Origin of the sequence: Nocardia sp. CS682, from assembly GCF_004634405.1 — a bacterium.
GTDB classification, from domain to species: domain Bacteria; phylum Actinomycetota; class Actinomycetes; order Mycobacteriales; family Mycobacteriaceae; genus Nocardia; species Nocardia ninae.
In genome coordinates this window covers 6,085,076-6,111,111 of sequence record NZ_CP029710.1, presented here as the reverse complement: position 1 = coordinate 6,111,111, position 26,036 = coordinate 6,085,076, and the positions used below count along the sequence as shown (strand labels likewise).

26 protein-coding genes are annotated in these 26,036 nt (G+C 68.3%); 7 read left to right on the top strand and 19 right to left on the bottom strand.

Annotation, left to right across the window (positions count from 1 at the left end; translation table 11 throughout):
* Nucleotides 1–12 precede the first annotated feature (12 nt).
* The 9 genes from DMB37_RS27505 to DMB37_RS27465 form a co-directional block, all read right to left on the bottom strand.
* Nucleotides 13–969, bottom strand: a complete 957-nt coding sequence (locus DMB37_RS27505) for an MlaD family protein (RefSeq protein ID WP_135235140.1) — start codon at nt 967–969, stop codon at nt 13–15.
* Nucleotides 966–2,084 (bottom strand): MlaD family protein, encoded by a 1,119-nt coding sequence (locus tag DMB37_RS27500; RefSeq protein ID WP_135235139.1) that lies wholly within the window; start codon nt 2,082–2,084, stop codon nt 966–968. Before DMB37_RS27500 ends, DMB37_RS27505 begins: the two co-directional genes overlap by 4 nt.
* Nucleotides 2,081–3,166, bottom strand: coding sequence for an MlaD family protein (locus DMB37_RS27495; RefSeq protein WP_167768949.1), 1,086 nt, complete (start codon nt 3,164–3,166; stop codon nt 2,081–2,083). Before DMB37_RS27495 ends, DMB37_RS27500 begins: the two co-directional genes overlap by 4 nt.
* Nucleotides 3,166–4,200, bottom strand: coding sequence for an MlaD family protein (locus tag DMB37_RS27490; RefSeq protein ID WP_135235137.1), 1,035 nt, complete (start codon nt 4,198–4,200; stop codon nt 3,166–3,168). The genes DMB37_RS27495 and DMB37_RS27490 overlap by 1 nt, the downstream gene beginning before the upstream one ends.
* Nucleotides 4,188–5,189 carry an MlaD family protein gene (locus DMB37_RS27485; protein ID WP_135235136.1) on the bottom strand — a complete coding sequence of 334 codons (1,002 nt, stop codon included), beginning with the start codon at nt 5,187–5,189 and terminating at the stop codon, nt 4,188–4,190. Before DMB37_RS27485 ends, DMB37_RS27490 begins: the two co-directional genes overlap by 13 nt.
* Entirely contained in the window at nt 5,186–6,211 is a 1,026-nt protein-coding gene (locus DMB37_RS27480) for an MlaD family protein (protein ID WP_135235135.1), read from the bottom strand. Before DMB37_RS27480 ends, DMB37_RS27485 begins: the two co-directional genes overlap by 4 nt.
* Nucleotides 6,212–6,216: 5 nt before the next feature.
* Nucleotides 6,217–7,083 carry an ABC transporter permease gene (locus tag DMB37_RS27475; protein ID WP_135235134.1) on the bottom strand — a complete coding sequence of 289 codons (867 nt, stop codon included), beginning with the start codon at nt 7,081–7,083 and terminating at the stop codon, nt 6,217–6,219.
* Nucleotide 7,084: 1 nt separating this feature from the next.
* Nucleotides 7,085–7,921 (bottom strand): ABC transporter permease, encoded by an 837-nt coding sequence (locus DMB37_RS27470; protein ID WP_135235133.1) that lies wholly within the window; start codon nt 7,919–7,921, stop codon nt 7,085–7,087.
* A 428-nt stretch (nt 7,922–8,349) separates the two neighbouring features.
* Entirely contained in the window at nt 8,350–9,441 is a 1,092-nt protein-coding gene (locus DMB37_RS27465) for a calcium:proton antiporter (RefSeq protein WP_206055020.1), read from the bottom strand.
* Nucleotides 9,442–9,605: 164 nt separating this feature from the next.
* On the opposite strand from DMB37_RS27465, the gene DMB37_RS27460 reads away from it, so the two are divergent.
* Nucleotides 9,606–10,694, top strand: coding sequence for a DUF4189 domain-containing protein (locus DMB37_RS27460; RefSeq protein ID WP_135235131.1), 1,089 nt, complete (start codon nt 9,606–9,608; stop codon nt 10,692–10,694).
* A 7-nt stretch (nt 10,695–10,701) separates the two neighbouring features.
* On the opposite strand, the gene DMB37_RS27455 is transcribed toward DMB37_RS27460, so the two are convergent.
* Nucleotides 10,702–11,097: a nitroreductase/quinone reductase family protein gene (locus DMB37_RS27455; RefSeq protein ID WP_135235130.1), complete on the bottom strand. Its 396-nt coding sequence runs from the start codon at nt 11,095–11,097 to the stop codon at nt 10,702–10,704.
* Nucleotides 11,098–11,276: 179 nt separating this feature from the next.
* On the opposite strand from DMB37_RS27455, the gene DMB37_RS27450 reads away from it, so the two are divergent.
* The gene (locus DMB37_RS27450; protein WP_167768948.1) at nt 11,277–12,437 is read left to right on the top strand and encodes a VCBS repeat-containing protein; all 1,161 of its coding nucleotides are present in this window, start codon (nt 11,277–11,279) and stop codon (nt 12,435–12,437) included.
* A 6-nt stretch (nt 12,438–12,443) separates the two neighbouring features.
* On the opposite strand, the gene DMB37_RS27445 is transcribed toward DMB37_RS27450, so the two are convergent.
* Entirely contained in the window at nt 12,444–13,247 is an 804-nt protein-coding gene (locus DMB37_RS27445) for a transglutaminase family protein (protein WP_135235128.1), read from the bottom strand.
* A gap of 141 nt (nt 13,248–13,388) precedes the next feature.
* On the opposite strand from DMB37_RS27445, the gene DMB37_RS27440 reads away from it, so the two are divergent.
* Entirely contained in the window at nt 13,389–14,054 is a 666-nt protein-coding gene (locus tag DMB37_RS27440; protein ID WP_240771670.1) for a PhoU domain-containing protein, read from the top strand.
* Nucleotides 14,055–14,057: 3 nt separating this feature from the next.
* Here DMB37_RS27440 and DMB37_RS27435 read toward each other — a convergent pair whose 3' ends face one another.
* The gene (locus tag DMB37_RS27435; RefSeq protein ID WP_135235126.1) at nt 14,058–14,969 is read right to left on the bottom strand and encodes a LysR family transcriptional regulator; all 912 of its coding nucleotides are present in this window, start codon (nt 14,967–14,969) and stop codon (nt 14,058–14,060) included.
* Nucleotides 14,970–15,039: 70 nt separating this feature from the next.
* On the opposite strand from DMB37_RS27435, the gene DMB37_RS27430 reads away from it, so the two are divergent.
* On the top strand, nt 15,040–16,188 hold the full coding sequence (locus DMB37_RS27430) for a TDT family transporter (protein WP_135235125.1): 1,149 nt from the start codon (nt 15,040–15,042) through the stop codon (nt 16,186–16,188).
* A gap of 21 nt (nt 16,189–16,209) precedes the next feature.
* Here the strand turns inward: DMB37_RS27430 and DMB37_RS27425 are convergent, their stop codons facing one another.
* Nucleotides 16,210–17,076 carry an RNA polymerase sigma factor gene (locus DMB37_RS27425; RefSeq protein ID WP_135235124.1) on the bottom strand — a complete coding sequence of 289 codons (867 nt, stop codon included), beginning with the start codon at nt 17,074–17,076 and terminating at the stop codon, nt 16,210–16,212.
* A 170-nt stretch (nt 17,077–17,246) separates the two neighbouring features.
* On the opposite strand from DMB37_RS27425, the gene DMB37_RS27420 reads away from it, so the two are divergent.
* Nucleotides 17,247–18,131 (top strand): TetR/AcrR family transcriptional regulator C-terminal domain-containing protein, encoded by an 885-nt coding sequence (locus DMB37_RS27420; RefSeq protein ID WP_135235123.1) that lies wholly within the window; start codon nt 17,247–17,249, stop codon nt 18,129–18,131.
* 22 nt (nt 18,132–18,153) lie between these two features.
* Here DMB37_RS27420 and DMB37_RS27415 read toward each other — a convergent pair whose 3' ends face one another.
* Nucleotides 18,154–19,029, bottom strand: a complete 876-nt coding sequence (locus tag DMB37_RS27415) for a haloalkane dehalogenase (protein WP_135235122.1) — start codon at nt 19,027–19,029, stop codon at nt 18,154–18,156.
* Nucleotides 19,030–19,604: 575 nt separating this feature from the next.
* On the opposite strand from DMB37_RS27415, the gene DMB37_RS27410 reads away from it, so the two are divergent.
* Nucleotides 19,605–20,327: an HNH endonuclease family protein gene (locus tag DMB37_RS27410; RefSeq protein WP_135235121.1), complete on the top strand. Its 723-nt coding sequence runs from the start codon at nt 19,605–19,607 to the stop codon at nt 20,325–20,327.
* 17 nt (nt 20,328–20,344) lie between these two features.
* Here DMB37_RS27410 and DMB37_RS27405 read toward each other — a convergent pair whose 3' ends face one another.
* Nucleotides 20,345–21,364, bottom strand: coding sequence for an NAD(P)-dependent alcohol dehydrogenase (locus DMB37_RS27405; RefSeq protein ID WP_240771669.1), 1,020 nt, complete (start codon nt 21,362–21,364; stop codon nt 20,345–20,347).
* Complete coding sequence (locus DMB37_RS27400; RefSeq protein ID WP_135235120.1) at nt 21,361–21,807, bottom strand: hypothetical protein; 447 nt, start codon at nt 21,805–21,807, stop codon at nt 21,361–21,363. The genes DMB37_RS27405 and DMB37_RS27400 overlap by 4 nt, the downstream gene beginning before the upstream one ends.
* Before the next feature lie 128 nt (nt 21,808–21,935).
* On the opposite strand from DMB37_RS27400, the gene DMB37_RS27395 reads away from it, so the two are divergent.
* Nucleotides 21,936–22,727 (top strand): helix-turn-helix domain-containing protein, encoded by a 792-nt coding sequence (locus DMB37_RS27395; protein ID WP_135235119.1) that lies wholly within the window; start codon nt 21,936–21,938, stop codon nt 22,725–22,727.
* Between the two features lie 3 nt (nt 22,728–22,730).
* Here the strand turns inward: DMB37_RS27395 and DMB37_RS27390 are convergent, their stop codons facing one another.
* From DMB37_RS27390 to DMB37_RS27380, 3 genes are read right to left on the bottom strand one after another with little or no spacing between them, the layout of a single operon-like run.
* Nucleotides 22,731–23,654 carry a LysR family transcriptional regulator gene (locus tag DMB37_RS27390; RefSeq protein ID WP_135235118.1) on the bottom strand — a complete coding sequence of 308 codons (924 nt, stop codon included), beginning with the start codon at nt 23,652–23,654 and terminating at the stop codon, nt 22,731–22,733.
* Nucleotides 23,655–23,690: 36 nt separating this feature from the next.
* The gene (locus tag DMB37_RS27385; RefSeq protein WP_135235117.1) at nt 23,691–25,256 is read right to left on the bottom strand and encodes a hypothetical protein; all 1,566 of its coding nucleotides are present in this window, start codon (nt 25,254–25,256) and stop codon (nt 23,691–23,693) included.
* Nucleotides 25,241–26,008, bottom strand: a complete 768-nt coding sequence (locus tag DMB37_RS27380; RefSeq protein WP_107654500.1) for an ABC transporter ATP-binding protein — start codon at nt 26,006–26,008, stop codon at nt 25,241–25,243. The genes DMB37_RS27385 and DMB37_RS27380 overlap by 16 nt, the downstream gene beginning before the upstream one ends.
* Nucleotides 26,009–26,036: the final 28 nt, after the last annotated feature.

Sequence of the window (26,036 nt, the reverse complement as noted above, 5' to 3'; positions counted from 1 at the left end):
CGTCCTCCTTTCCTATTTGACGGCCACCCGCACCTTGACGGCGCCATCGGCGTCGACCTCGGCGAGGGCCTGGGAGATCAGGTCGGATATATCGATGCGCGGCGCGGCCGCGACCAGCGCATCGACGAGCGGGCGCAGCACCGGCGCCAGCGAACTGAGCTCCGGCTGGAGTTCACGCAACGCGTCGACCGTCTTCGCGGTGAACGGGGCGATCCCGTTTCCGGTCGTGTACTGGTCGATCGGCTGGCTGTCGACCATCCGGCCGACATGGGCGACGAGATCGCTCAGCGCCTGGGTGAACGTGACCCACTCGGGCGCGGCGGCGCTGAACGACGGTCCTACCCAATCCATGTTGGTGGCCGTGTTCTGGAAACTGTTGAGCAGCGAGGCGATCTGCGGATTGCGGCTCATGATGGCAGCCGCGAGCAGATCGCCGGAGCGGGCGAGATTCGGGATCGCGCCGTCGGTGCCGGCCAGGGACTGCTCCGCGGTGCTCACCAGCGAGCCGACCACCGCCGGGTCGAGCTGGTTCAACGTCTTGGTGGCGAGCCGGGCGACCTCCGGAATCGACAGCGGCATGCGCACATTCGAGGTCGTCAGCTGTTGCCCGTCGCGCAGGTACGGTCCGCCGTCGGCATTCGGCCGGAACTCCACATACGGCTCGCCGAGTGCGGACAGGTGCTCGATGGTGACCGTGCTGTCGGTGGGCACCCGGCGGTCCGCGGCGAGCTTCAGCCCGACCTCGACACCGCCCGCGCTCTTGCGCACCGAGCTGACCCGGCCCACCTCGATCCCGGTGAGTAGGATCGGCGACCCGACGGCGAGCCCACCCGAATTGGTCAGCACCATGCTGGCATTGGTGTACTCGGCCAACGGATCGGCCTGCACCACATTGAACGTCAGATAGCCCGCGCCGAGCACGGTGATGGCGGCGATACCGCCGAGCGAGGCGATCGGCCCGAGCTTCATCGGACGACTCCGATCATGCGTAGGGTCTGGATGATCCGATCCGTCTGGTCCTGAAGCGGCACCGGCGCATCGGTTTTCACGCCGGTGATGTTCACCTTGGGCCCGTGCTCGGCGAACGGAATGATCTTCTCGCGCACCAGCGAGACCAGCGCCTGCAGATTCGACGGCTGACTCAGGTCCAGCGGCCGGGCCGAGGCCAGCAGCGGCAGGAACGCCTGCACGGTGCCGTCGGCGCTGTTCAGCAGCGGGCCGAGCCAGGTGAGCGAGGTGCCGATCGGGCCGAGCTGGTTGAAGATCTTGGTCACCCCGACGATGGACGGGGCGATGCCGTTCATCTGGTCCACCGACTCCTGGGTGAGCAGGTCGGCGAGCACCGGCCGGATGCCGTGCAGCACATTGGTGTTGTTGTCGATCCCGTCGAGCAGCGAGTCGAGGGCGTCCAGGTGGTTGCCCAGGTCGACCGCGTCGTCGGCCAGGGTCTTGCCGATCTGCTTGGTCCGGGCGGGATCGGCGGGCAGCACATCGTTGAGCTGCTCGATGGTGTCCTGCACCTGCTGCACCGCGCCGCCCTGGGTGAAGGTGGCCAGCGCGGCCATCGTGTCCTCCAGCTGCACCGGCGGTTTCGTCTGCGCGAGCGGGATCGTGCCGCCCTCCGGCAGCAGCTTGTCGAAGCCGTTCGACGGGGTGATCAGCGCGAGATGGATGTCACCGAGCACCGTGTTCTGCCGCAGTTCGGCCAGTGTGGCCGCGGGCAACCGCGCCGACTTCGAGATCCGCGCGTCGACAACCACGTAACCGCCGCGGCCGCCCGCCTTGGCCGAATCCACCACGGACACACCGGAAACCGTGCCGACCTGGGCGCCGTTGGCCATGATCTTGGCCCGCGCGGGCAGATTCAGCACATTGGCGAACTGGATGTGCACGTCGTAGGTGGCGCCGGAGACCTCGGAGCCGGGCACCGGCACCGACGACGGATCGAACGCGCAGCCCGCGGCGGGCAGCGCGGCCGCCAGCACCACCGCGAGTCCGGCGACGAAACGACCACCGCCGCTGCCCTTTTCCCGACGGGCAAGTGTGACGACCAGTCGCCCGGTCTCGTCTCGATGGATGTTCATCGTGCACCCGCCATTCCGAACAGCAGTGCTGCCATGTCGACCTTCGCCAAGCCGTCCGCGGCGTCGCAGCGCCCCGGGGCCATCGCGTTCACCACCGCGCAGACCTGATCGGCCTGCTGCTGCGGAATCGCGACCTTCGGTGGGGCGTAGGTGATCCCGGACTGCCCGAACGACCGGAAGGCGTCGGTCAGCACCGGTATCATCGACACGATCTGGGCCAGCGAGCCGACCCGGGCGCGCAGGAACTTCACCAGCGGCACCGTGACATCGAGCGACTTCATGATCGGATCACCGAAGGCCGTGGTGAGGTCGTTGAGGATCGGGAGCAGCTGTCCCAGTCCGTCGATCACCTGGGCACCGGGTTCCAGGAGGTCGGTGCGCGCCGCATTGAGCGTCGGCGCCAACCGGCGGAACATCGATTCGATGTCGCCCCAGTGCTCCTCGACCTTCTTGCCGACCGAGGCGAAGGCGTCGAAAACTCCGACCAGATGGCCGATATCGGCGTCGGGTGAGGCCATCGCCCCGCTCAGCTTCTTGATGATGTCGTTGACCTGCGGTCCTGTCCCCGCGGTCGCCGCGTTCAGCTGCGACAACCCCTGGGCGAGTGCGTCGGGGGTCTTCTCGTCCGGTCCCGAGATCTGGGCGGAGAGCTGCGCCACCGCGTTCAACGTCTCGGAAATGCTCTTGGGCGTCAGCGTTTTGGTGATGCACTGACCGGCGTTCCAGCGCGCGGTGTGCTGACCGGAGGTCACCACGGCGAGCTGCCGGGCCGCGACGATGCTGTCGGCGAGCGTGGTGGCGCCCGCGTCGGCGTAGACCGGCTTGTCGGCCTCGACGTCGAACTCGACCTTCACCGACTTGCCCTGCGGCGCAATCGAAGTCACGGTGCCCACCGGGATACCGCGCATGGTCACCTGATTGCCGACGTACAGCCCGACGCTGTCGGGCATGATCGCGCAGTAACTCTCGGTCTTCTTCATCGGGTCGAAGGCGATGAAGTACCCCACGACGACGAGTACGACCGCGACGAGCGCACCCGAGACCGACATGAACGCCCGCGAACCGAGCACCTTGTGCAGCATCAGCAGTCCCTCCCCGGCAACGGCACACAGACCCGGGCGAGCGCGCCCGCGGGCGCGGTGATGGTCTGTCCGGACTGGTCGATCGTCACGCCGCCGTCGGGCCCGGCCAGCGCCGACAGCTTCTGCTGCATGTCCTGCACCGAGCCGATGACGGGATCCAGCTTGTTCAGCAGCTCCGACATCCGGGGCACGGCGTCGAACAGCGGCTGGAGTTTGGGCTTCAGCTCGGCGTAGGTCGGCGCGATCGCCGCGGCCTTGCTGATGACGGCGTTCAGCAGCCGCAGACCCTCCTGCAACTCGGCTCGTTTGCCGAGGACCAGGTCTTCCATCCGGTTGGTGGCCTGCACCAGCCTGCCGAGCGAGCCCTTGGCGCCGTCGTACATGGTCACGTACTCATCGGCATTGGCGATCGCCTTGGAGATCATCTCGTGCTGGCGGTTGAGGTCGTCGACGAAGCTGCTGAGGCTGTCGAGGGTGGTGCGCAACGTGTCCGGCGCCTCCGCGACGGAGGTGCCGAGCGCGGCGAGGTTGCGCCGCAAGGTATCTCCGTCGATCTTGCGCACCGGCTCGGCCGCGTCCTGGAAGGTCTGCACCAGGCTGTACGGCAGCCGCACCCGATCCATCGGAATGTGCTTGTCCCCCAACGGCGTTGTGCCCGAGGGGAACAGCGCCACATAGTTGCCGCCGACCACGGTGAGCATGCGGATATCCAGCGTGGACTGATCGCCGACGAACAATCCGGAGTCGACGGTGAAGCGCATGACCACCCGATCCGGTTTCAGCTCCAGTGATTTCACCGTGCCGACGCTGATCCCGGCGACGCGGATGTCGTCACCGGCCTTCACCGACTGAGCCTCCGCGAGATCGGCGGTGTAGGTCTTCTTGCCGATCGGCACCGCGTAGAGCACGCCGGCCGCGACCGCCACGATCGCCACCAGGACCACGCCGATGATGCCGAGCCGGATCTCGCGCCGCTTGGTCTCCTGCTCACCGATCACGCGACGATCGGCGAACATGCCGCTCACCCAGCGCATACCGCCACCTGCTGTCCCGCGATCAGTACGCCGAATACCTGCGGCACGTCCGCCGCGCCCTTGGTGCACTGCGGCTTCCAGCCCGCGACCGCCGATTTGGGGATCGCCGCGTCGAAACCGGCCAGCAGCCCGGGCAGCTTGTCGAATATCTCGAGCGCCTGCTGCGGATCCGGGAAGATCTGATGGATCAACGCGTCCACATCGTCGGGGCTCTGTAGCCCGAGGGCGTTGAACAGGTTGTCCAGCGGGCCGAGCACCGAGGGTGCGGCCGCGGCGAACTGGGCCAGACCGGCCATATTGGATTCCAGGCCGGAGAAGATGTCGGCCAGTCTGGCCAGCAGCGGCACCATGTAGTGGACCTTCCCGCCGGCCGTTTCCTGCAGGTCGGACAGGTTCTGCAGCACCTTGTCGATCACCACCTGCCGGTCTTTGACGTGTGCCGCGAGTTTGTCGATCGCCGCCAGCGCGGGCCCGATGCCGTTGCCGTCGCCCTCGATCAGCGCGACCATGCTCGCGCTGAACTGGTTGATCTCCTCCGGGGAAATGGTGGCCAGCACCGGCTTCAGGCCGTTGAACATGCTGGTCACATCGAACGAGGCCACGGTGTGATCGGTGCCGACCGTGGCGCCGCCCGGAATGCGCTTACCGGGCTGCGGCTGCTGCTGCAGGTCGATATAGCGCTGGCCGGTGAGGTTCTGGTAGCGGATGGCTAGCTTCGAGTTGTCGTAGATGGACGCATCGGTCTTGAGCGACAACCGAACTCGGGCCTGCACGCCGGCGAGCTCGATCCCGTTCACCTTGCCGACCTGCACGCCGTACATCCGCACGTCGTCGCCGACCTTCAGGCCGTTGGCATCGGTGAACAGCGCGCTGTGCTCCTCGGTCGGCCCGGATACCGGCCGCTTGATCGCCGTGCAGACGATGATCAGCACGCCGATCATCACCGCCGCGAACAGGCCGAGCCGCCATGCGGCGGAACGTACTTTCATCGGGCACCTCCCAATAGCGGTGCCAGGACCGGCATGCCACTCAGATCGATCTCGGCGTTCAGCACCGGACCGTTCGGGGTGTCGGGCATGGCCGCGCGCAGCCTGCGCAGCAACTCGGTGAGGTCGGCCCCCGATTGCCGCGGCTGCGGCACCATCTGCGCGAGCAGCGTCAGCACCGGCGCGAGCATGTCGGTGACGCCGGACAGGTCGTTGCCCAGTGCGGTACCGAGGTTGGCGATACCGGGCAGCAACGTGTCGGTGTGCATCCGCACGCCGGCGTCGAAGGATTCCCGATTCGATTGCAGCCGAGGGATATTGCGGATCATGTCCACCATCACCTCGTTGGCACCGGCGAAGTTGCCCGCGCCGTAGAACGCGGGGCCCAGCGCGGCGGCCAGCTCGGAGAACGGCATCCGCTGGTTGTCGGTGACGATCTGGGCCGCCTGGATGATCGCCTGCGCCAGCGGCGTGAACGCCTTCATGTCGTGGGAGACCTGGCTGATCACGGTCGCCATCTGCGGGGTGAGCACCGAGTCGCCGGACGCCGACAGGCTGCGCAGCATGCTGCCCATGGTGGCGTCGAAGATCGCGGCGGAATTGGCGCCGGTCAGATCGAGCACGCTGTCGTCGCGCAGCGCGGCTCCGCCTGCACCGCGGCGCAGCTCGATCTCGCTGATGCCGAACAGGTTTGCGGGCGCGTAGTCGACCCGCATGCTGTCGTCGATGCCGTGCAGTTGCGAACGATCCAGCCGCAACCCGATGCGCTGGGTGCCGCGCTCGGCCGGGTCGACCCCGGTGACCGTGCCGACCTGCACGCCGTCCACCCGCACCGGGGTACCCGCCAGGATGCCGTCGCCGACCTGCTCGGTGTGCAGCGAGATGTGCATACCGTCGTCGGTGCGCAGCTCGCGTTGCACTACGAGGACCGCGGCCACCGCCACGATCACTGCGACCGCGATCAGGCCGACGAGCCGGGACCGCTGCTTGTCGACCGCCACTCCGGGCAATCCATACTTCGGCATCGCCATTACCCCGTGAAGCTGATCGTCGCGTTGAAACCCCACAGCACGATGGTGAGCACCATGTCGATGGCCACGATCGCCACCGAGGAGGCGCGCACCGCGCGGCCGGAGGCGATACCGACGCCCTCGGGTCCGCCGGTGGCGAAGAAGCCGTAGTAGCTGTGGATGAGGATTACCACCGTGGCGAAGATGGCCACCTTGATCACCGCGGCGATCACGTCGAACCCGGCCACGAACTGGAAGAAGTAGTGGTCGTACACGCCCGCGGATTGACCGTGCACCAGCGTGATCAGGCCGCGGCAGGACAGGTACGCCAGGATCAGGCCGATCAGGAAGGTCGGCACGATCGAGATGGCGCCTGCGATCACCCGGGTGGTCACGACGAAGGGCACCGAGCGCAAGCCCATCGCCTCCAGCGCATCGATCTCCTCGGAGATGCGCATGGAGCCGATCTCGGCGGTGATGCGGCAGCCCGCCTGCGCGGCGAAGCCGATGGCCGCGGCGATCGGCGCGAGCTCGCGGGTGGTCGCGTAGGCCGAGACGATGCCGGTGACCGGGCCCATGCCGAGAATGTTCAGCATGGTGAACGACTCGACAGCCACCGAAGCGCCCATGACCAGGCCGAGCACGATCATCATCGGCACGGTGCCGCCGCCGACGATGACCGAGCCGCGGCCCCAGGTCATGTCGGAGATGATGCGCAGCGTCTCGTCGCGGTAGTGCTTGATCGTCGACGGGATCGACGAGAGCACCTGCCAGACGAAGGCGAGCACGAAGCCGAGCGCCTCGAACCGGGCCAGCAGCAGGCCGCGGCGCTGGTAGAAGCGGGCGAGCCAGCCCAAACCCTTGGGCACATAGGTCGATGCGGACATGTCAGACCAACCTCGTCGGCAGGAACATCTCGACCACCTGCGTGACACCCAGGTTGACGACGGCGATCGACACCACCGACAGCACCACGGCCGCGTTCACCGCGTCGGCCACCCCGCGCGGACCGCCCTTGGCCTCCAGCCCGCGCTGGCAGGCGATCACCACCACCAGGAAGCCGAACAGGGCCGCCTTGAGCAGCGAGACCCAGACATCGGCGACGGTGGTGAAGGAACCGAAGGTGGCCCAGTAGCTGCCCGGCGTGACGTTCTGGCCGCCCACCGCGACCGCGTAACCCGCGACGATGCCGACGAAGATGATGAGGATGTTCAGCAGCGGTGCCACCAGGATCATCGCGACCAATCGCGGAATGACCAGGCGGGGAATCGGACTGATGCCCATGGTGTTGAGCGCGTCGATCTCCTCGCGGATCGTGCGCGCGCCCAGATCGGCGGCGATGGCGGCGGCGCCCGCACCGCCGAGCAGGAATCCGGTGGCCAGCGGGGCGCCCTGCTTGATCACGCCGAGGCCGCCGGTCGCGCCGAGCAGCGAGTCCGCGCCGAGCGTGTGGATGAGGTTGCCGACCTGAATCGAGACGATGACGCCGAACGGGATGGCGATCAGGATCGCGGGGATGGCCGTGACGGTGACCAACCGCCAGGCCTGCGTGGTCGCCTCGCGCCACTCGAACCGGCCGCGCGCGATCCCGGTGACCGTGCCGGTCACCGATTCCCGGGCGATGTCCACGGCGCGACCGAAGGTCCGCAACGACGAAACGACAGTGTCGGAGAAGTTCTTGCGGACGACGCGGACGGCGGTGGCACTCGAGCGCGCCCGGGTCATAGACGCCACTCGGGGCCCGAGCCGGGCCGGTGTGTCTCAGGTTTCACAGTCGTTCTCTCCATGATGGGCGTCACTGCCACCATGAAGCTATCGGTGACAACCAGTAACAGTAAAGCTGATCACGGTGTGACCATCGCCTCCTCGACGCTTGCCGGTGACTAGCTTCGTTGCCCGGTCAACAGCACGATATGGAAGTAAATGGCCGTTCTGATACGCGTTATCAGCGAATTTCGGTATCACTGTGACGTTCATCATGTGATTTAGCTAACTGCCAGCAAGATCACGGACCGATTACGAAAGGGCGTAATCGGCAAATGGGACAAGCGGGACGGCCGCGCACCGGCTAAAGGGCCGGAGCTGGGCCAATAGTCAGCACACCGCCCATACGGCTTGGCCCCGACCGCCTCGCGTGAGTCGAATCACACGATCTACGGACTCACCGCGAGGAACACGAATGCGGAGAACAGGGCCAAGTGGACGCCGCCTTGCAACAGCGTCGCCCGGCCGGGCACGACCGTCAGCACACCGACCACGATCGTCAGCGCGAGCAGCACCATCTGCGTGGCGCCGAGCCCGAGCACCAGCGGCCCGTCCAGCCAGATGGTGGCCACGGCGATCGCCGGGATGGTCAGGCCGATGCTCGCCATGGCCGAGCCGAGCGCGAGATTGAGGCTGATCTGCACCTGGTCGCGGCGCGCGGCCCGCACCGCGGCGAGGGTCTCCGGCAGCAGCACGAGCAAAGCGATCACCACGCCGACCGCGGACGGCGGCAGCCCGGCGTCGGCGACGGCCGACTCGATCGACGGCGACACCACCTTCGCCAGCCCGACCACGCAGACCAGCGCGACGAACAGCATCACCAGGCTGATCAGCGCGGCCTTGGCGGTGGGCGACTCGCTGTGCACGTCCTCGTCGGTGACCACGCCGTTGCCCTCGACGGGCAGGAAGTCGTCCGGGTGCCGCACCGTCTGGACCATGACGAACAGCCCGTAGAGCGCGAGCGAGGCGACCGCGGCGAAGGCGAGCTGTCCGGCGGAGAACTCCGGCCCGGCCTGGCTGGTGGTGAAGGTCGGCAGCACCAGGCTGAGCGTGGCCAGCGTCGCGACCGTGGCCAGTGCCGCGCCGGTGCCCTCCGCGTTGAACACCGCCACCCGTCTGCGCAGCGCGCCGACCAGCAGGGACAACCCGAAGATGCCGTTGCAGGTGATCATGACCGCGGCGAAGACGGTATCGCGGGCCAGCGACGCGGCCTTGTCGCCGCCGGAGATCATCAGCGTGACGATGAGCGCCACCTCGATGACGGTCACCGCGACCGCGAGCACCAGCGACCCGAACGGCTCACCGACCCGGTGCGCGACCACCTCCGCGTGATAGACCGCCGCGAGCACCGCGCCGATCAGCGCGGCGGCCACCACGACCACCGCCGCTCCGGAGAGACTTCGCCCCCAGGTGACGGCCAGCGCGAGGGCGGCGATGATAGGTACGAACACGGTCCAGCGGTCGGTCAACACACGGATCATGAGATCCATCGTTGCAGCTAACCCTCCGCACACAGGTCAGCGCGGTGTGGCGGCCCCGAAATGGCACCGAATCGGACAATGCCCCCACTGGCAGGGGCAGATAACCGAGCGCCGAGTCGATACCCTGGCTCGGCCTTGATCGAGACGACCAGCAGCGGGGACGCATGTCAAACCCACCCGGCCCCTACCCCGGGCAGCCATACGATCCACACGCGCAGCAGAGCGCAGCGAAGGACGAACAGCAGGCTCCTGGCTACTCGCGCGCCGATCCGACCATGCTGAATCAGCCGAGCGCCGCCGACGGCGGGGCGCAGTCGCCTCATCCACGCGCGGACCCGACGATGCTCAATCCGCTCGGCCAGCCGGATCCGGGGTATCAGCAGGTACCGCCCGCGGCTCCGACGATGCTGAACCCGCTGAGTCAACCGAACCAGGCCTACCAACCGGTGCCGCCCTCGGATCCGACACTGCTGAACCCGCTGAGTCAGGATCCGGCGTACCAGCAGGGCCAGCCCTACGATCCGCAAGGGCAGCCGTACCCGTCGGTTCCGCAGTATCCGGTCCCGCAATACCAGCAGGCACCGCAATACCAGCAAGCGCCGATGTATCAGCAAGCGCCGCAGCAGTATCCGCCGCAGCAGGGCGGCTTCCCGCCCGGTCCGCCCGGGCAGGGGTTCCCGCCGCAGTACGGACCCGGCGGGTCCGGCTCGGGCGGTGGCGGCGGTGGCAAGGTCCTCGCCGTGATCGGTTCGGTCCTGCTCACCCTGCTCGTGATCGGCGGAGTCATCGGGCTGAAGGTGCTGAAGAACTCGGCCAAGAACGACCGGGTCGACGCGAGCGGCGCCGACACCACCAGCTTCGCCGTCGCCACCAGTACCGCCGGTGCGCCGACCACCCGGACGAGCGCCAAGCTCCCACCGATCAGCACCGCACCGCCGACCACGCCGAAGGTCACCAACGTGTGGATCGCGGCGGCCTACAACGAGGCGACCGAGGAGGTGCACTGGGCCAGGAGCTCGATCAGCCAGGACGCCGCGGTCGGCCAAGCGCAAATCGCCTGTGGCGCTTCGTGTCAGGAGCCCGTTTGGTCGAAGGACAACTGTGTCGCGTTCGCCTTCGGCCGGAACGGTGGCTGGGCCTCCGACTGGGGCACCACCATCACCGAAGCGCAGGACAAGGCAGTGGCCAGGGGACAGACCGCCTTCGATCTCGCGGGGCCGTTCCAGTTCTGGTCGAAGTGCGCCAAGGAGTAGCGCGCTACTAGTCGTCCAGGTCGACGCGGACGGTGAGCAGGTCGGTGCCGACCAGCCGGACCACCGCGCTGTTGCCGCGGGGCAGCTCGCGCAGCCGGGCGCGCGCGTCGTCCTCGGGCAGCAGGTGCGCGGTGCCGGTGTACCAGCGGCCGTGCAGGCGTACCCGAACCCGGTTGTTCGCCTTGATGTTCCGGATGTACTGGGAGCGGTCGCCGAACTCGGAGACCAGCCAGAACTCGTTGCCCACCTTGCGGCCGCCGATCGGAGTGACGCGAGGCTGTCCGCTCACCCGGCCGACGGTCTCCAGCAGCTGCTGGGCCGGTACCTTTCGCTGCAACGGATTGACGACGCGGCGCTGCAACGTGGTGACCACTCGATGTTGAATATCGCGCTTGCTCGGCATGCGGCGACGGTAGCACCGGGGCGCGACCCGCGAGCACCGAAACCGTTGGCACAGTGCCATAGCCGAATACCACCACGGTGGGCAATCCGACGAATTATCGGAATAACCGCCGTTCCACTGTGATGCACGTCATAAAGTCCGGGTCCCCCGCTTTATCACTGCGCACACCAGGACAATTCATGGACGCTCCCTCCCCTCGCCCGCGCGGCGTGATTCTCGCTGCGGCCGCCGCGACGTTCGGCCTACTCGGCTCCGTCCTGACCGCCCCCGCTCCCGCACATGCCGCGGGAGCGATCAATTTCGCGCCGAAAGTGGATTCGCCCTCCGGTGGCCAATTTCCGTCGTGGGGACCCGGTCCGTCCGCGATCGGCACCGTCACCGCCGACTTCAACGGCGACGGCAAGGCCGACATCGTCTCGGCCGATTTCCAAGGGGCAGGGCCGATTCTGATGACCGGCCGGGGCGACGGCCGGTTCAACACCGGCACCAGGGTGGGCGACGCGGGCAACGGATTCGGCGCGGTAGGGGTCGGCGACCTCAACGGCGACGGCAGGCCCGACGTCGTCGCGCAGGCCTGGACGACGGTCGCGACCTTCCTGAACAACGGCGACGGCACCTTCAAGCCGGCCGAGAAGTACCTGACACTCGAAGGCGCGCAACAGGAAGTGATCGTCGCGGACGCCAACGGCGACGGCAAGGCCGATGTGCTCAGCCTGGTGCCCGCCGGGGTGAAGACCTGGCTCGGCAAGGGCGACGGCACCCTCGAAGACGGGTCGACCAGCTTGATCCCGGGCGTCGCCGCCGCGTTCACCGTCGGAAAGTTCAACTCGGACAACAAGATCGATATTGCGATCAACAACGATGTGCTGCAACAGGTGCACGTGTTCACCGGCAACGGCGACGGCAGCTTCACCCGGCGCGGCGCGAGCACCAGCGGCTTGATCACCGAGGACGTGCGCGCGGCCGATTTCGACAACGACGGCATCGACGACGTGATCACCGCCGACTCGTTCTCCTTCAGCACCACGCTGCTGCTGTCGGACGGTCAGGGGGACTTCAAGAAGACCGACCGGGTGAACATCTCCGGCCTCGGCCCGACCAGCATCGCCGCCGGCGACTTCAATCGCGATGGGAAGCTGGATGCCGCGATGTCGGCGGTGCTGAACTCCAAAATGGTGATCTTCACCGGCAATGGCGGAACCATCAGCAAGACAGGAGATTTCAGCGTCACGGCACAGCCGCAGACGCCGGTCGTCGCCGACTTCGACGGTGACGGCAAGCTCGACATCGTGGTGGCGGGTAGTGCGAACGCGGTGTCGTTCCTGAAGAACATCTCCTGATCGCGCTCAGCAGACCGCGGTCGGGGTGATGTTGTCGTCGAAGGGCAGCAAGCCGTCCACCGTGGCGTGGATCTGCAAGCTGCGCACCTTCATCTCGCCGCCGTGGTTGTCCAGGAACGCGATATCGGAGGCGTCCCGGCCGGTGGCGATCCGGACCAGGGTCGAGCGCGGTGCCAGGCCGGTGGCGTCGAGGGCGCGCCAGGCGCCGTCGAGGTAGGCCTCGGCGACGGCGTGGAAGTCCATCGGCGCGCAGCCCGGCGCGTACACCGACGCAACCCGCGCGGGTACCTTCACCGCGCGCAGCAGTGCCACGACCAGGTGCGCGAAGTCGCGGCACACGCCCGCCCCGGACAGCAGCGTCTCCACCGCGCCGTCGATCGGGTCGCTGCTGCCCGCGACGTAGCGGATCCGGCGGCCGACCCACTGCGACACCGACACCGCGAGCTGAGCATCCGGTGTGCCGGAACCGAATTCGGTGGCGGCGAAGCCGAGCAGCTTGTCCGACTCGGCGAACCGGCTCGGCCGCAGGTACAGCGCGCGGTCGTAGTCGGTGGTGGTCTCGGGTGTCGCATGACCGAGCACGGTCGCGTGGTAGTGCGCCCGCAAAGTGCCTGGGCCGACCGAGAATTTGTGGATTCGGGTGCCGTGCGGGCCGAGTATTTCCCAGGGCGTGATGGCCCAGCCGTCCAGTTCGAACACCAGCGACTCGGTCAGGTCCAGGTTCGGCTGGCGGGCGACGGCGATCTGAAATTCGAGGGTGGTCGGCGCGGTGATCGCCACCTCGAGCTGAGCTGAGACATCGCGCTTCACACCACAATCCTGTCCGTCGCGGTCAAGTGCCCTGCCTATTCTCGACCAGATAACGGCGAGTTGGCATCATCTGCACCGTCAATTCATGGCCAGGTGGGGATTAATGCGACCGGCCGCGCGGTTATGGGCGAGAATTTGCCCGTGCGCACCCAGTTCACTCGCGAGCTAGTCGCGTTGACCAATGATTTGACGTTGATGTGCAGGCTTACCCACGACGCGGCCGAGCGGGTGACCGACGCATTGGTCGGTGCCGACCTCACCGCCACGTATGAGGTTTTCGCACTCGATGAGCGACTACAGACAATGTACGGCGCGTGCGAGGCGCGGACGGTGGTGCTGCTCGCGTTGCAGGCACCGGTCGCCCGCGACCTACGCCATGTGGTCACCGCCATCCAGATCGCGACCGAGTTGTCGCGGATCGGCGCGCTGTTCAGCCGGGTCGCCGATCAGGTCTATCAAAGCCATCCGGGGCATGTTGCGCCGCAACCGATCCTCGACATTCTGGCCGCGATGGGCACGCTCGCCGCGACCCGCACCGCGCTCAGCGGTCAGGCCGTCGCGACCGGTCACCAAGAACCACCCGCCGAGCAGGATCCCGGCCTGCACGCGATGGAACTGCTGCACAAGCAGCTACATTCGGCCCTCGCCGCCCCCGGAGCGGAGCAGTCGACCACCACCGCCATCACCATCGCCCTGCTCGCCAACCACCTCGAGCGCTGCGTCGACCACACCGCCCGCATCGATCGCCTGATCCGCTTCCTGGACACCGGAGTTCCCCCGACGGCCCAGCCCGCCGACAGTGCTTGAGCGCTACCGGGCGGTGGCGCGCGCGATCGCGTAGAGGTCGCGAGCCGGGCCGGTCGGCCGCTGACCGGTCGGCCACACGGCGCGCAAGGTGCGCTCCAGCGCCAAGTCGGTGACCTTCGGCGATATCAGGGTGCCCGCGGCGATTTCGGCTGCCACGGCCAGGGAGCTCAGCACGGCCGGGCCTGCGCCCGAAGCCACCGCGGTCTTGATGGCGGTGGTGGAGGACAGCTCCAGCGCGACCTCGGACCGCCAGCCGGGGATTTCGCGACACATGGCGTGCTCGAACCAGTTTCGGGTTCCGGAGCCGGATTCCCGTTGGATCAGCGGGGTTTCGGCGAGTTCGGCGCGGCCGACCGAGCCGCGCCGGGCCCAGCGGTGCGCGGGTGCCACCACGACGACCAGGCGGTCGTGCGCGACGACATGGGACTCCAGACCGCGGAAACTCTGCGGGCTTTCGATGAAACCGATAGCCGCCTTGTTGTCCAGGACCTGCTCGGCGACCTCGACGGAGTTGCCGGACTCCAAGGCGATCGCGGTGCCCGGCGCGGTGGCCCGCAGCTGCATCAGCCAGGCGGGAAAGAGGTATTCGGCGATCGTCTGGCTGGCGGCGACCCGCAGGTGCGAGCCGCGTTCGGTGCGCAGGGTGTCGATTCCGGCGTCGAGTTGCTCGGCCGCGCGGATCACGGCGCGGGCCCACTCCGCGATCAGCGAACCGGCGGGGGTGGCCCGGGAGCCGAGCGTGGTGCGCTCCAGCACCGGCAGGCCGACGAGCTTCTCCAGGTACCGGATGCGCGAGGACGCGGAGGGCTGACTGATGCCGTGCGCCGCCGCGGCCCGGCCGAGGCTGCCCAGCTCGATGACCGAAAGCAGCAGGTCGAGCGCGGCCAGGTCGGGGACTCGCGGCGACAGCGGCATAGAACGAGTCTATGCATGCATAGGAACATGCCAGCTACCCGACCCGACGACATCCGGCGAGGCTGGAGACATGACCGCCACCGTGACCTTCCGCCCCGCACCTCGGCGTCTGGTCGGCGAGCTCGACCACCGCCCGCACCGGTCCGGCTCGCTGCGCCAACTCGGCCCCAACTGGTTCGCCGCGGTGATGGGCACGGGCATCGTCGCCAATGCCGCGGCCACCCTGCCGTGGCAGTTCCCTGGTTTGCGCGGCGCCGCGACCGTCGTGTGGGCGCTGGCCGCCGCACTGCTGGTGGTCTTGAGCGTCGCGTGGGTCGCACACTGGGTACGCTTCCCCGACACCGCCCGCGACCATCGCAACCACCCGGTGATGTCGCAGTTCTTCGGCGCCCCGCCGATGGCGCTGCTGACCGTCGGCGGCGGCACCCTGCTGCTCGGTGCCGAGGTGATCGGGGTGCCCGCCGCCGTGGCGATCGACTGGGTGCTGTGGATCGCGGGCACTGTGCTCGGCCTGCTGACCTCCTTCGCCGTCCCCTACCGGATGTTCACCAGGCACCGCGTCGGCGCCGATGCCGCGTTCGGTGGCTGGTTGATGCCGGTGGTCCCGCCGATGGTGTCCGCCGCGATGGGCGCCCTGCTCATTCCGCACACCCCCGCGGGCCAGCTGCGGATGACCATGATGCTGCTCTGTGTCGCGATGTTCGGTCTCAGTCTGATCGCCGCGTTGGTCACCATCACCATGATCTGGTCGCGGCTGATGCATCACGGCACCCCGGCCGCAAGCATGGTGCCCACCCTGTGGATCGTGCTCGGGCCGCTCGGTCAATCCGTCACCGCCGCAGGACTGCTCGCCAACGTGGCGCCCGCGGCCATGCCCGACCTCTATGCCAAGGGCCTCTTGGTCTTCTCGGTCATCTTCGGCCTGGTCACCTGGGGGTTCGCCATGCTGTGGCTGGCGCTGGCCTGCGCCGTCACCGTAAAGACCTATCGTGCCGGGGAATTGACCTTCAACCTGACCTGGTGGGGCTTCACCTTCCCCCTCGGCACCTGTGTCACCGGCAGCACCGTGCTCTATACCCACACCGGCGCAGAACTTTTCGCCGCCATCGCGATGATCCTGTATGTCGCGCTGGTCGCCGCGTGGTCGGCCGTGGCGGTGCGCACTGCTCGCGGCGTACTGAACGGCACGCTGCTTCGGCCCGCCCCGGCGACCAGTTGACCGACCCGCCGCGGACGACCGTCAGCTCAGCAGCGGGAAGCGGCCGGAGTCCAGGAGCCCGGTGATCGCGTCCATCTTCGCCTGCGGCGCTGCGTAATCCGGATGCGCGCGCAGGACGGCGGCCGCGTCGTGCAACCGGATCATCTGCTGTTCGGCCTGGGCGACGGTGCGGCCGCCGGGACTGATCGGATGGCGGGCGAGGCCCGGCTTGCGCGGGTCGATCCGGCCCAGCGCGACGGCCTTGTCCACCCGGCGCGCGCAGCGGCAGAAGGCCTCGGGGTTGGCCAGTCCGCAGGTGGCGGTCAAAAAAGAGCCGAGACGTTTCTTGGCCCGCTGCAAGCGCTTTCGGTAGGCGGCCGGGGTGATGCCGAGCACCCAGGCGGCGTCGGTGGAGTTGAGTTCGAAGACGTCACCGAGCACGAAGGCGACCCGCTCGTCGCGGGCCAGGCACTGCAGCATGGCCTGGCTGCACGTCAGCCGGACCTCGTCGGCCAGCAGCGTTGCTTCCGGTCCGCGATAGTCCGCCTCGGCCAGACCGTCGGCCAGGCCGTCCCGAAAAGCGTCCAGGCTCAGCTGCGCGGCTTCCTGCGGTGTCTGTCTTTTCAGGTTCAGCAGATAGTTGACGCCGATCCGGTAGGCCCAGGTGTGTAGCTTCGCCTCGGCGCGCCAGGTACCGAGATGGGCGAGCACCCGCAACAGGATCTCCTGCGTCGCGTCCTCGGCCTCCGCGGGCCGCCACACCATCCGCAGCGCGAGCCGGTACAGCGGATCTTGCAGCAAGCGCACCACCCCGGCGATCGCGTCGCGGTCACCGGCGACAGCGCGCTCGACCAGCAGCCGCTCCTCGGCCGCGACCAGCCCGCCGTCCTGCGCCTCCGTCGTGCTCATCCAGCCATCCTTCGGCGAACCCTGCCGCGGCGCAACCGAGGTCTACCGGGGCCGTCGTCTCGCCCGGTGGATGTCAGTAGTCCTTCAAGGTGACGAGCTCGGGATCGGCCTCCGGCGGGTCGGCGGCCATCGCGTCGAGCACCTCCTGCGGCGGCGGTTCGGCGAACATCATGCCGACCACTTCCGCAGCCCCGCAGCGGACCACGTCCGGCGAGCTGCGGGCCGGCGACCGGGTGCCCTCCGCACGGCAGATCACCAAGGAGTGGGGCGTCGCCATCGCCACCGCGACAAAGGTGCTTGCCGTGCTGCGCCAGGAAGGAGTGGTGCGCGTGGTACCGGGTGTCGGCACCGTGGTGGACACCCCGCAGGCCGCACCCGCGCGCGAGCAGAGCCGCGATACCGAACTCACCGCGGAGCTGGTAGTGCGCGCGGGTATGTCCATCGCCGACGCCGAAGGCCTTGCGGCACTGTCGATGCGCCGCGTGGCCACCGAACCCGGCGTGCCGACCATGTCCCTGTATCGCCATGTGGGCAGCAAGGATCGACTGGTGCTGCTGATGGCGGACGCGGCATTCGGTGAGGCCGAATTCCCGGACCCGGCGCCCGCGGGCTGGCGCGAACGCCTGGAAGTGCTCGCCCGCCTGCAATGGGCGATGGATCACCGGCATCCGTGGGCGGTCGCGGCCATCTGGGTGAATCAGCCGGACCCGACGCCGAAGTTGCTGGCGCACACCGAATGGGCGGTGCGCGCCTTCGACGACCTCGGCCTCGGTCCGGACGCCATGATCTACGCTCACGTCTCGCTGTACAGCTACGTCCGCGGCATCGCCGTGAACCTGGAACTGGAAGCCGGGCTACGCCGGGCAGGCGGACCGGTCGAACCGTGGGATGTCCACGAGCCGGAGTTCGAACGGTTCCTGGCCGGCGGCCAGTTTCCCACGCTCGTGCGGCTCAACGAGCGCAACGACTTTCAGTTCGACATCGACCGGCTCTTCGAGTTCGGCTTGCAGCATCTCCTGGACGGGTTCGCCGCCTCGGTGGCACCGCGCGGCTGAGCGGTGCGGGACCCGGGCCCGCTCAGGAGATCTCGGCAGCCGCGCCGACCAGCGCGTGCCGCCGGAGCCACCCGGCCACCGCCGCACCGATCTCGTCCGGCCGATCCTCCGGTGCGTGATGCCCGGCCGGGCCGATCGACGCGACCTCGGCGCCCGCGAAGGTGGTTGCGGCCCACTGGATCGCCTCGGGCGCGCCGAGTCCGACCCCGTTTGCCAGCCCCATCACCAGCTTCGGCACCTCGGGCGTGCGCGCCGCCCACTCCCCGTAGTTGCGCACGATCGCCACCACATCCGCGGGCTCGCCGTCCAGCGGGAACTCCCGCGGCCACACCAGCAGCGGCTTACGGGATTCCGGCGTCGGGTAGGGCGCGCGGTAGACGTCGTGATCCTCCGATGACAGGTCCGCGACACCCTTGGGCAGGTTGAACTCGATGAACATATTCTCCGCCAACACCATTCGCTCCCCCTCGGCGCTGCGGAACTTCCGGAACAGCTCGGCGCCGAGCGGCGGCATGTCGGCCCAGCGCATCGGCCGCAGGAAGGTCTCGATCAGCGCGATGCCGCGTACCCGACCCGGATGGCGCGCGGCCCAGTCCAGGCCGAGCGCGCCGCCCCAGTCGTGGCCGACCAGCACCACCTGGTCCAGGCCGAGCGCGTCGAACCAGGCGTCCAGGTAGCGGGCGTGATCGACGAACCGGTAGCCGATGTCGGGCTTGCCGGAGGCACCCATGCCGATGAGATCAGGGGCCAGCGCCCGGGTTTGGTCGCTGACGTGCGGAATCACGTTGCGCCACAGGTGCGCGGAGGTGGGGTTGCCATGCAGGAACACCACCGGCACCGCACCGGTGCCCGTGTCGCGGTAGGTGATGAACGAGTCGAGAACGTCGACGGTTGCCATGATCGGTCCTTCCAAGGGTCCGGCTTTCTTGCCTTCACTCGGTTGGACACGGGAATCCACCCGGCTGTGACCGCCGTCGAGGTGACGCTCGTCACGGCATCGTGGGATTCTGCACCGTCGAGGCGTCACGCAACCGACCGTTATATCCGTACGCATCCAGTAGAACTAACAATCATTCTGAAATGAACCTGAGAATAATCCCGAATCAGAGCGATCAGCTTGCCAAGATCAGATCCCGCTATCTACTGTCTCAATACGTAGCAACAAGCTGCCCCTGATCATCACGAGCGAGTTCGCCCGGCGCGGTTCGACAGCTCGGGTCCTCCCTCATCGGACCCGCGGTGTCGGTGGGTGCGGAACATGGACTGGACACCCATTCGCACCCCCGCGCGACGGTCGATCTCCCTCGTGATCAGCCACCCTCGAGTCGGCGCCGGCACGGCGACTCGAGGGTGGTGTTGTATCCAGCCCCCTTGGCTGTGCGGAACGTCATACCCCCCAATCACTTCCATGACCTCGGCCGCCGGATACGTTGGCGCCCGATATAGTTCAGGTGGTTGGCGTTAGGAAGCTCGATGAAGTTCACAGTGCAGCGGCTCGCTCTGATCGCGCTGGCCATCGCGACATTCATCGGAGTGTCCTACTACTACGTGAACCGAGTCGAATCCCCCAGAGCGAGCGCGCAGTGCGGCTCCACCCTCTGCGCCGACGCGCCCGCCAGCATGCCCGGCCGCGACACCCTCGCCCTGCTGGAGACGATCCGGGTGGCCGGCCGCGCCCCCAAAACCGGTTACACCCGTGAACAATTCGGCCCCGCCTGGACCGATGACGTGTCGGTCCCCGGTGGCCACAACAAGTGCGACACCCGCAACGACATTTTGCAGCGGGATCTCACCGAGATCACCTTCAAGGACAACAGCCGCTGCGTGGTCGCCACCGGCACCCTGAACGATCCGTACACCGGCAAGACCATCAAGTTCGTCCGCGGCCCCAAGACCTCCGACGACGTGCAGATCGACCACGTGATCGCGCTGTCGGACGCCTGGCAGAAAGGCGCGCAACAGCTTTCCGAGGCGCGGCGCCGTGACCTGGCCAACGACCCGCTGAACCTGCAGGCCGTCGACGGCCCGACCAACCAGTCCAAGAGCGACTCCGACGCCGCCAGCTGGCTGCCGCCGAGCAAGGGCTACCGCTGCGCCTACCTGACCAGGCAGATCCAGGTCAAAGCGGCCTACCAGCTCTGGGTCACCCAGGCCGAGAAAGACGCCATGACACGGGAACTCAGCACCTGCCCCTGATAGCGGCTGCGCATCGCTCAGGACATACGCACGACAACCTTGCCGAACGGGTCGCCGTCGCGGAAGTAGCGGTACGCCTGCACCGCACCGTCGAGCGGGAACACCCGATCGATCACCGGCCGGGTGCGATGTTCGCCGATCGCCCGGTTCATCGCCTCGAAGTCGGTGCGGCTGCCGACGGCGATGCGGCGGATCGACACGTATTGCGTGCCGAATACCTCGCCGACCGGCTCCGCCACCGACGTCGGCATCGCGCCGATCATCGTGATCTGCGCGTTGTATCCGCCGGAGCGAACGGATTTCGACAGTGTCGGCAGCCCGACGGTGTCCACGACGTGCTCGACACCGTCGCCGCCGGTCAGTTCCTGGACCGCCGCGTCCCAGTCCGGTGTCTCGGTCCGATCGATCACCTCGTCCGCCCCGAGCTCGCGCAGTCGTTCGGCCTTGACCGGGGTGGAGGTTATCGAAAGGACGCGCGCGCCCAGCATTGCGGCGTGCTGCACGGCGAACAGCGCGACGGTCCCGCTGCCCACCGTGAGCACGGTGTCACCGGGCCCGACCGGCACCGGCTTCGTGATTGCCGCCCACGCAACGTCTCCCGCGCAGGTCAGCGTCGCCGCCTCGACATCGGTCAGATGCGCGGGCACGTGCACCACCGAATCCTGCTCGAGCACCGCGTAAGTGGCGAGCATGCCGTGGAAGTTGGCGCCGTACTGCTCGGCGGCCGTGGCTAGCCGCTGCGGCCCGTCGATCCATCGCACGAAGTAGCTCGCGGTGATCCGGTCACCCACTTCGGCCCGGGTCACGTTCTCGCCCACCGCGATCACCTTCCCGACTCCGTCGGAGAGCGGGATGATGCCCGGCGTGGCGGGCAGCGGGTAGTCGCCGTCCATCAGCATCAGGTCGCGCCGGTTGAGCGAGGCCGCCAGCACCTCGATCACGACTTGGTTCGGGCCCGGCTCGGGCAAGTCCTGCGCTGCCGTGGTCAGGCCGTCGAGTCCGCGCAGTGGATCCAGGTGATAGGCAAGGCCGTTCACCGCACGCCCTCGATGTACTGGTGGTCGGACAGGATCCGGCCCTCGTCGTCGAGGCCGATCACCTCGAAGCCGCCGCCGGCGACCGCACCGTCGGCCTTGGCCACCATGGTCCAGCTCACCCCGATGAGCCCGGCGGGCAGCCGGAATGCCGGTGCCTCGACGGCGAACTCGTACTCGCCCGATGCGATGAACATCTCGTAGGCGCGAGTCACCCTGCGGTCCATGGCATCGTGGCCGCGCACCTCCAGTGCGGGCATCGGAAATTGCAGTCGCTCAGCCTCTTCCCGCATCACCACCGGCGGGTCGACCAGGGTCTGCGCACCGGTGGGCGCCCACAGTTCCTGGATCTGCTTACGCCGAGCCTCCGGGTCGGATTCGTTCCACTGCGCGGCGTACTGCTCGGCGAAGCGGGTCAGTTCGTTGTCGTTCAATTGCTTGCTCATGGGACATAGCTTTGCGATCGCAGCGATACCGCGCGATTCCCCGCAGGGAATAGCCGTATGGGGTCGGAGCTGCTGCTCATACCCTCCGCGGAATCGCGGGCGGACGCACCTCGGATAAGACTGTGCACATGACAACGGCGATAGCAGCACCGGGATTCGCCCGCGAGCTGAAGCACTGGCGGACCCTGCGCCGGGTCAGTCAGCTCGACCTCGCGATCCGGGCGGACACCACCCAGCGGCATCTGAGCTTCCTGGAGCAGGGGCGATCGCGGCCGGGGCGCACCATGGTGGTGCGGCTGGCGGAGTCGCTGGAACTGTCGCTGCGGGAACGCAACAGCCTGCTGCTCGCGGCGGGCTACGCGCCCGCCTTTCCCGAATCCGACCTGGACACACCGGAATTGGGTCCGGTGCGCGAGGCGCTGACGACGATTCTGGACGGCCACCAGCCCTACCCCGCGCTGGTGGTGCGCCCGCGCGGCATCCTGCTCGCCGCCAACGCGGCCTTCGAAGTACTCACCGAGGGCGCCGCCCCCGAACTGCTGGAGCCGCCGATCAATGTGCTGCGCCTCGCTCTACATCCGGACGGGCTCGCCAAGCGCGTGGCGAACCTGCCCGAGTGGGGCAGACACGTCATCGAGGCGCTGCGCGGCCGGGTGTCCCGCAGTCCCGATGCGGCCCTCGAGGAACTGATCACGGAGCTGGAAGGCTATCTGCCGCAGGCCGAACCGGGCCCGGACCACCTCGGTTTCGCGGTGCCGCTGCGGCTGCGCAGCGAGGACGGGGAGCTGCGGCTGATCACCACCCTCACCTCGTTCGCCACCGCCACCGACATCACCCTCGCCGAACTACACCTGGAGGCGTTCCTCCCCGCCGACGCGCAGACAGCCGACATCCTCCGCACCCGCGCGGCCCGCGGCTAGCGGCTACCAGGTGCGGGCGGCGGCACGCAGGCGCGCGTGCACCAGGTCGACGTGCGGGCGGGCGACGGTGCCGGGGCGGCGGACCAGGAAGCCGGTGTTGATCGGCGGGTCCTGCGGGTCGAGCAGAGTGACCAGCGCACCCGAATCCAGTTGGGCCGCACACAGATAACGTGGTAGCACGCTGATCCCCGCACCCGCGGCGACCGCGGCGGCGACCGCACGCAGATCCGAGACGATCACCGCGGCCTCGCCGGTCAGCCGAAGACCGAAGACGTGCCGCCAGTACCGGCGCAGGATCGGCAGATCGGCGGCGTAGCTGACGAGCGGGACCGTGGTCAACGTGGCCGGACCCTCGGCGCGCAGGTGCGCGAGGTCGATGCGTGCGGCGACCGCGGGCGCGGCGACCAGGACGAATTCCTCGTCCGACAACGCCTCGGCGACCACCGTCCGGCCCCGCGGGCGCACGGTCGACACCACGATGTCGTGGTGACCGGCGCGCAGCCCGGCCAGCAGATCTTCCGAGAGCCCGGCCGTCACGGTCAGTCGGACACCGTCCGCCACCAGCGGCGCCAACGCCGGAAGCGCCTGCACCGCAAGCATTTCCGCAGGGCCTGCCAGCCGGACCGGTGGCTGCGCTTCGAACTCCGCCGCGACACTCCGTCCGGCGACGGCGTTCAACGCGTCCAACGGTTCGGCGATCCGCGCCGCCAACTCCGCGGCGGCCGCCGTCGGCGCGACACCGCGCGGCAGCCGCTCGAACAGGCGTTGCTCCAGCCGCTTCTCCAGCGCCTGTAGTTGCGCGGTCACCGTCGGCTGCGACAATCCGACCAGCCGGGCCCCCGCGGTAATCGACCCCGCCCGATGCACGGCCAGAAACGTGCGCAACTGATTCAGATCCAAACTGCCATCGGAATCTCTATCGCTCACCTACCCAGTCTATTGCCTCACCGATGTTGCCATGCCTCACTTCGGGCGGACGGCGGCGAGCAGCTCCGGCCCACCCGTGGCCAGCCGCCGCTCAGCGATGCGAGCACCGAGCAGGGCCGCCGCGATCCCGAGACCGAGACCGGCAGGGACCGCCAGCCATTCGACCGCCTTCAAATCTGTGGCGCGACCGACCAGCAGGATGGCCACCACCGGCAGCACCGAGAACATCTGCCCGAGGATCATGACGAACTGGATCAGCATCTTCGCGCACCCCGGATTACCCGAACCGGAGAACGGATTACCGGTGCGCGGCGGCAACGGATACGGCGCGATGACCGACAGCACCAGCGCCGAGCAGATCCCGACACCCAGCGCGACGGCGTACAGCGAAAGCACCCACGGGTACATCTCCCACCGGCCGAGCGCCCCCGGCAGAATCAGGCTGAGCGGCAGCGTGGGCACCCCGACCACCAGCAGCAAGGCCAGTAGGCGACCACGCACGTCCGCGCGGGCCGCACCCGGGGTGACCAGGGTTTGCCACAGCGCGGTGCCGTCGTAACCGTAGAGATTGGCGGCGGCCAGCACGGCGAACAAGGCCGCGGTGACACCCGCGAACGGCACGCCACCCGCGCTACCGCCCTGGACGGCCGGGAACACCGGCATCAGGATGCCGACCACCAACACCGGCAGCAGCGTGGCCCGGCGCCTACTGTCCCGCCACCAGGCACGCAGCTCCTTGACCAGCACTGCGCCGACCGGCCCGCCCTGTCGCACCCGGCCGAGCAGACCGCCGCCGCTGCTGCCTGCCACCGAGTTCATCGGCGCGGCCAGGCGCCGGGCCAGCAGCACCGACCACGCTTGCCACAACCCGAGCGACGCCGTGGCCAGCGCGACCAGGGCCAGCAGTGCGATCAGCCAATCCCCTTGTGCCGCGGCTTCTACGGCGGCAGGTGCCCACCCCGACGGCGACCAGCGCAGCGCCGTCGCGACACCGGATGGCACGTCGCGCAGCTCGCTCACGTGCCCAAGCAGCCAGCTCAACGGGTAGTAGGCGAGGCCGACCAGCCCGGCCAGCAGTACGCCGAGATCTCTGCCGCGCCGCGACCGCATGGCCGCGCCGACCCAGGCCAGCACCACCCGCGACAGCAGCACCACGAACACCAGGTGCAGCAGCACGCCGATCGGCGCGACCAACATCGCTGCCCAACCCCATTGCGCCGCAAGCACGATCAACCCGCTGAACGCGATCAGGTTGAGCACCGGCGCAGGCCCGGCGAACGCCGCGGCCAGCAGCCCGGCGGCCAGCCCACGATGGCTGATCGGCAGCAGCCGCAGATGCTCCGGCTGCACGGTCTCGTCGCTGCTGCCGATCAGCACCGGACCACACAGCCAGCCGAGCGTCCATATCCCGAAAAGTGTTGCCGCGATGGTCGTCCCATGAGCCACGTCGCCGTCGCGCGCCGCGAAACCGATCACCGCCGCCGTGCCGATCGCGACGACAGCACCGGCCAGGATGCCGGTCACGAAGGTGAAGCCCTGCCAGCCGTTGGTCAGCGCGCGCCTGGTGAGCAGCAGCCGCATGCGGATCAGGACGCCAGCCACGACAGTCCGTCCTCGCCGCCGACACGACCACCGACGAGGCGAACGAACGCCTCCTCCAACGTGGTTCCGCCGCGCACCTGCTCCAGCGTGCCCGCCGCGACCACCCGGCCGCCGGTGATCACCGCGACCTGATCGCACAGGTTCTCCACCAGCGCCATCACGTGACTCGACAGCACCACCGCGCCGCCCGCGGCGACGAAACGCTGCAGGATGGTGCGAATCGTGCTCGCCGACACCGGATCCACCGCCTCGAACGGCTCGTCGAGCACCAGCAGTTTCGGTGCGTGCAGCAGCGCGGTCGCGAGGCCGATCTTCTTGCGCATGCCCGCGGAGTAGTCGACCACCAAAGTGCCTTCGGCGCCGGTCAATTCGAACACCGCGAGCAGTTCGTCGGCGCGCTCGGCCACCGTGCGCTCCGGCATGCCGCGCAAAAGCCCGGTGTAGGTGAGCAGTTCCCGTCCGGTGAGCCGCTCCGGCAGCGCGAGCCCGTCCGGCAGCACACCCGCCAGGGTTTTCGCGCGCACCGGATCGGCCCACACGTCGGCGCCGAAGATCTCGGCGCGGCCGCTGTCGGGCCGCAGCAGTCCGCAGGCCATCGACAGTGTCGTCGTCTTGCCCGCCCCGTTAGGGCCGACCAGGCCGAAGAAGGAGCCCGGCGGGACCGCCAGGCTCACGTTGTCGACGACCCATGGACCGCCGAAGCGTTTGCACAGGCCCGTCAGGTGCAGGGCAGGCTGGTGGTCAGGTTGCATCGTTCCCCCGGAGTGCGCTCGATTTGAT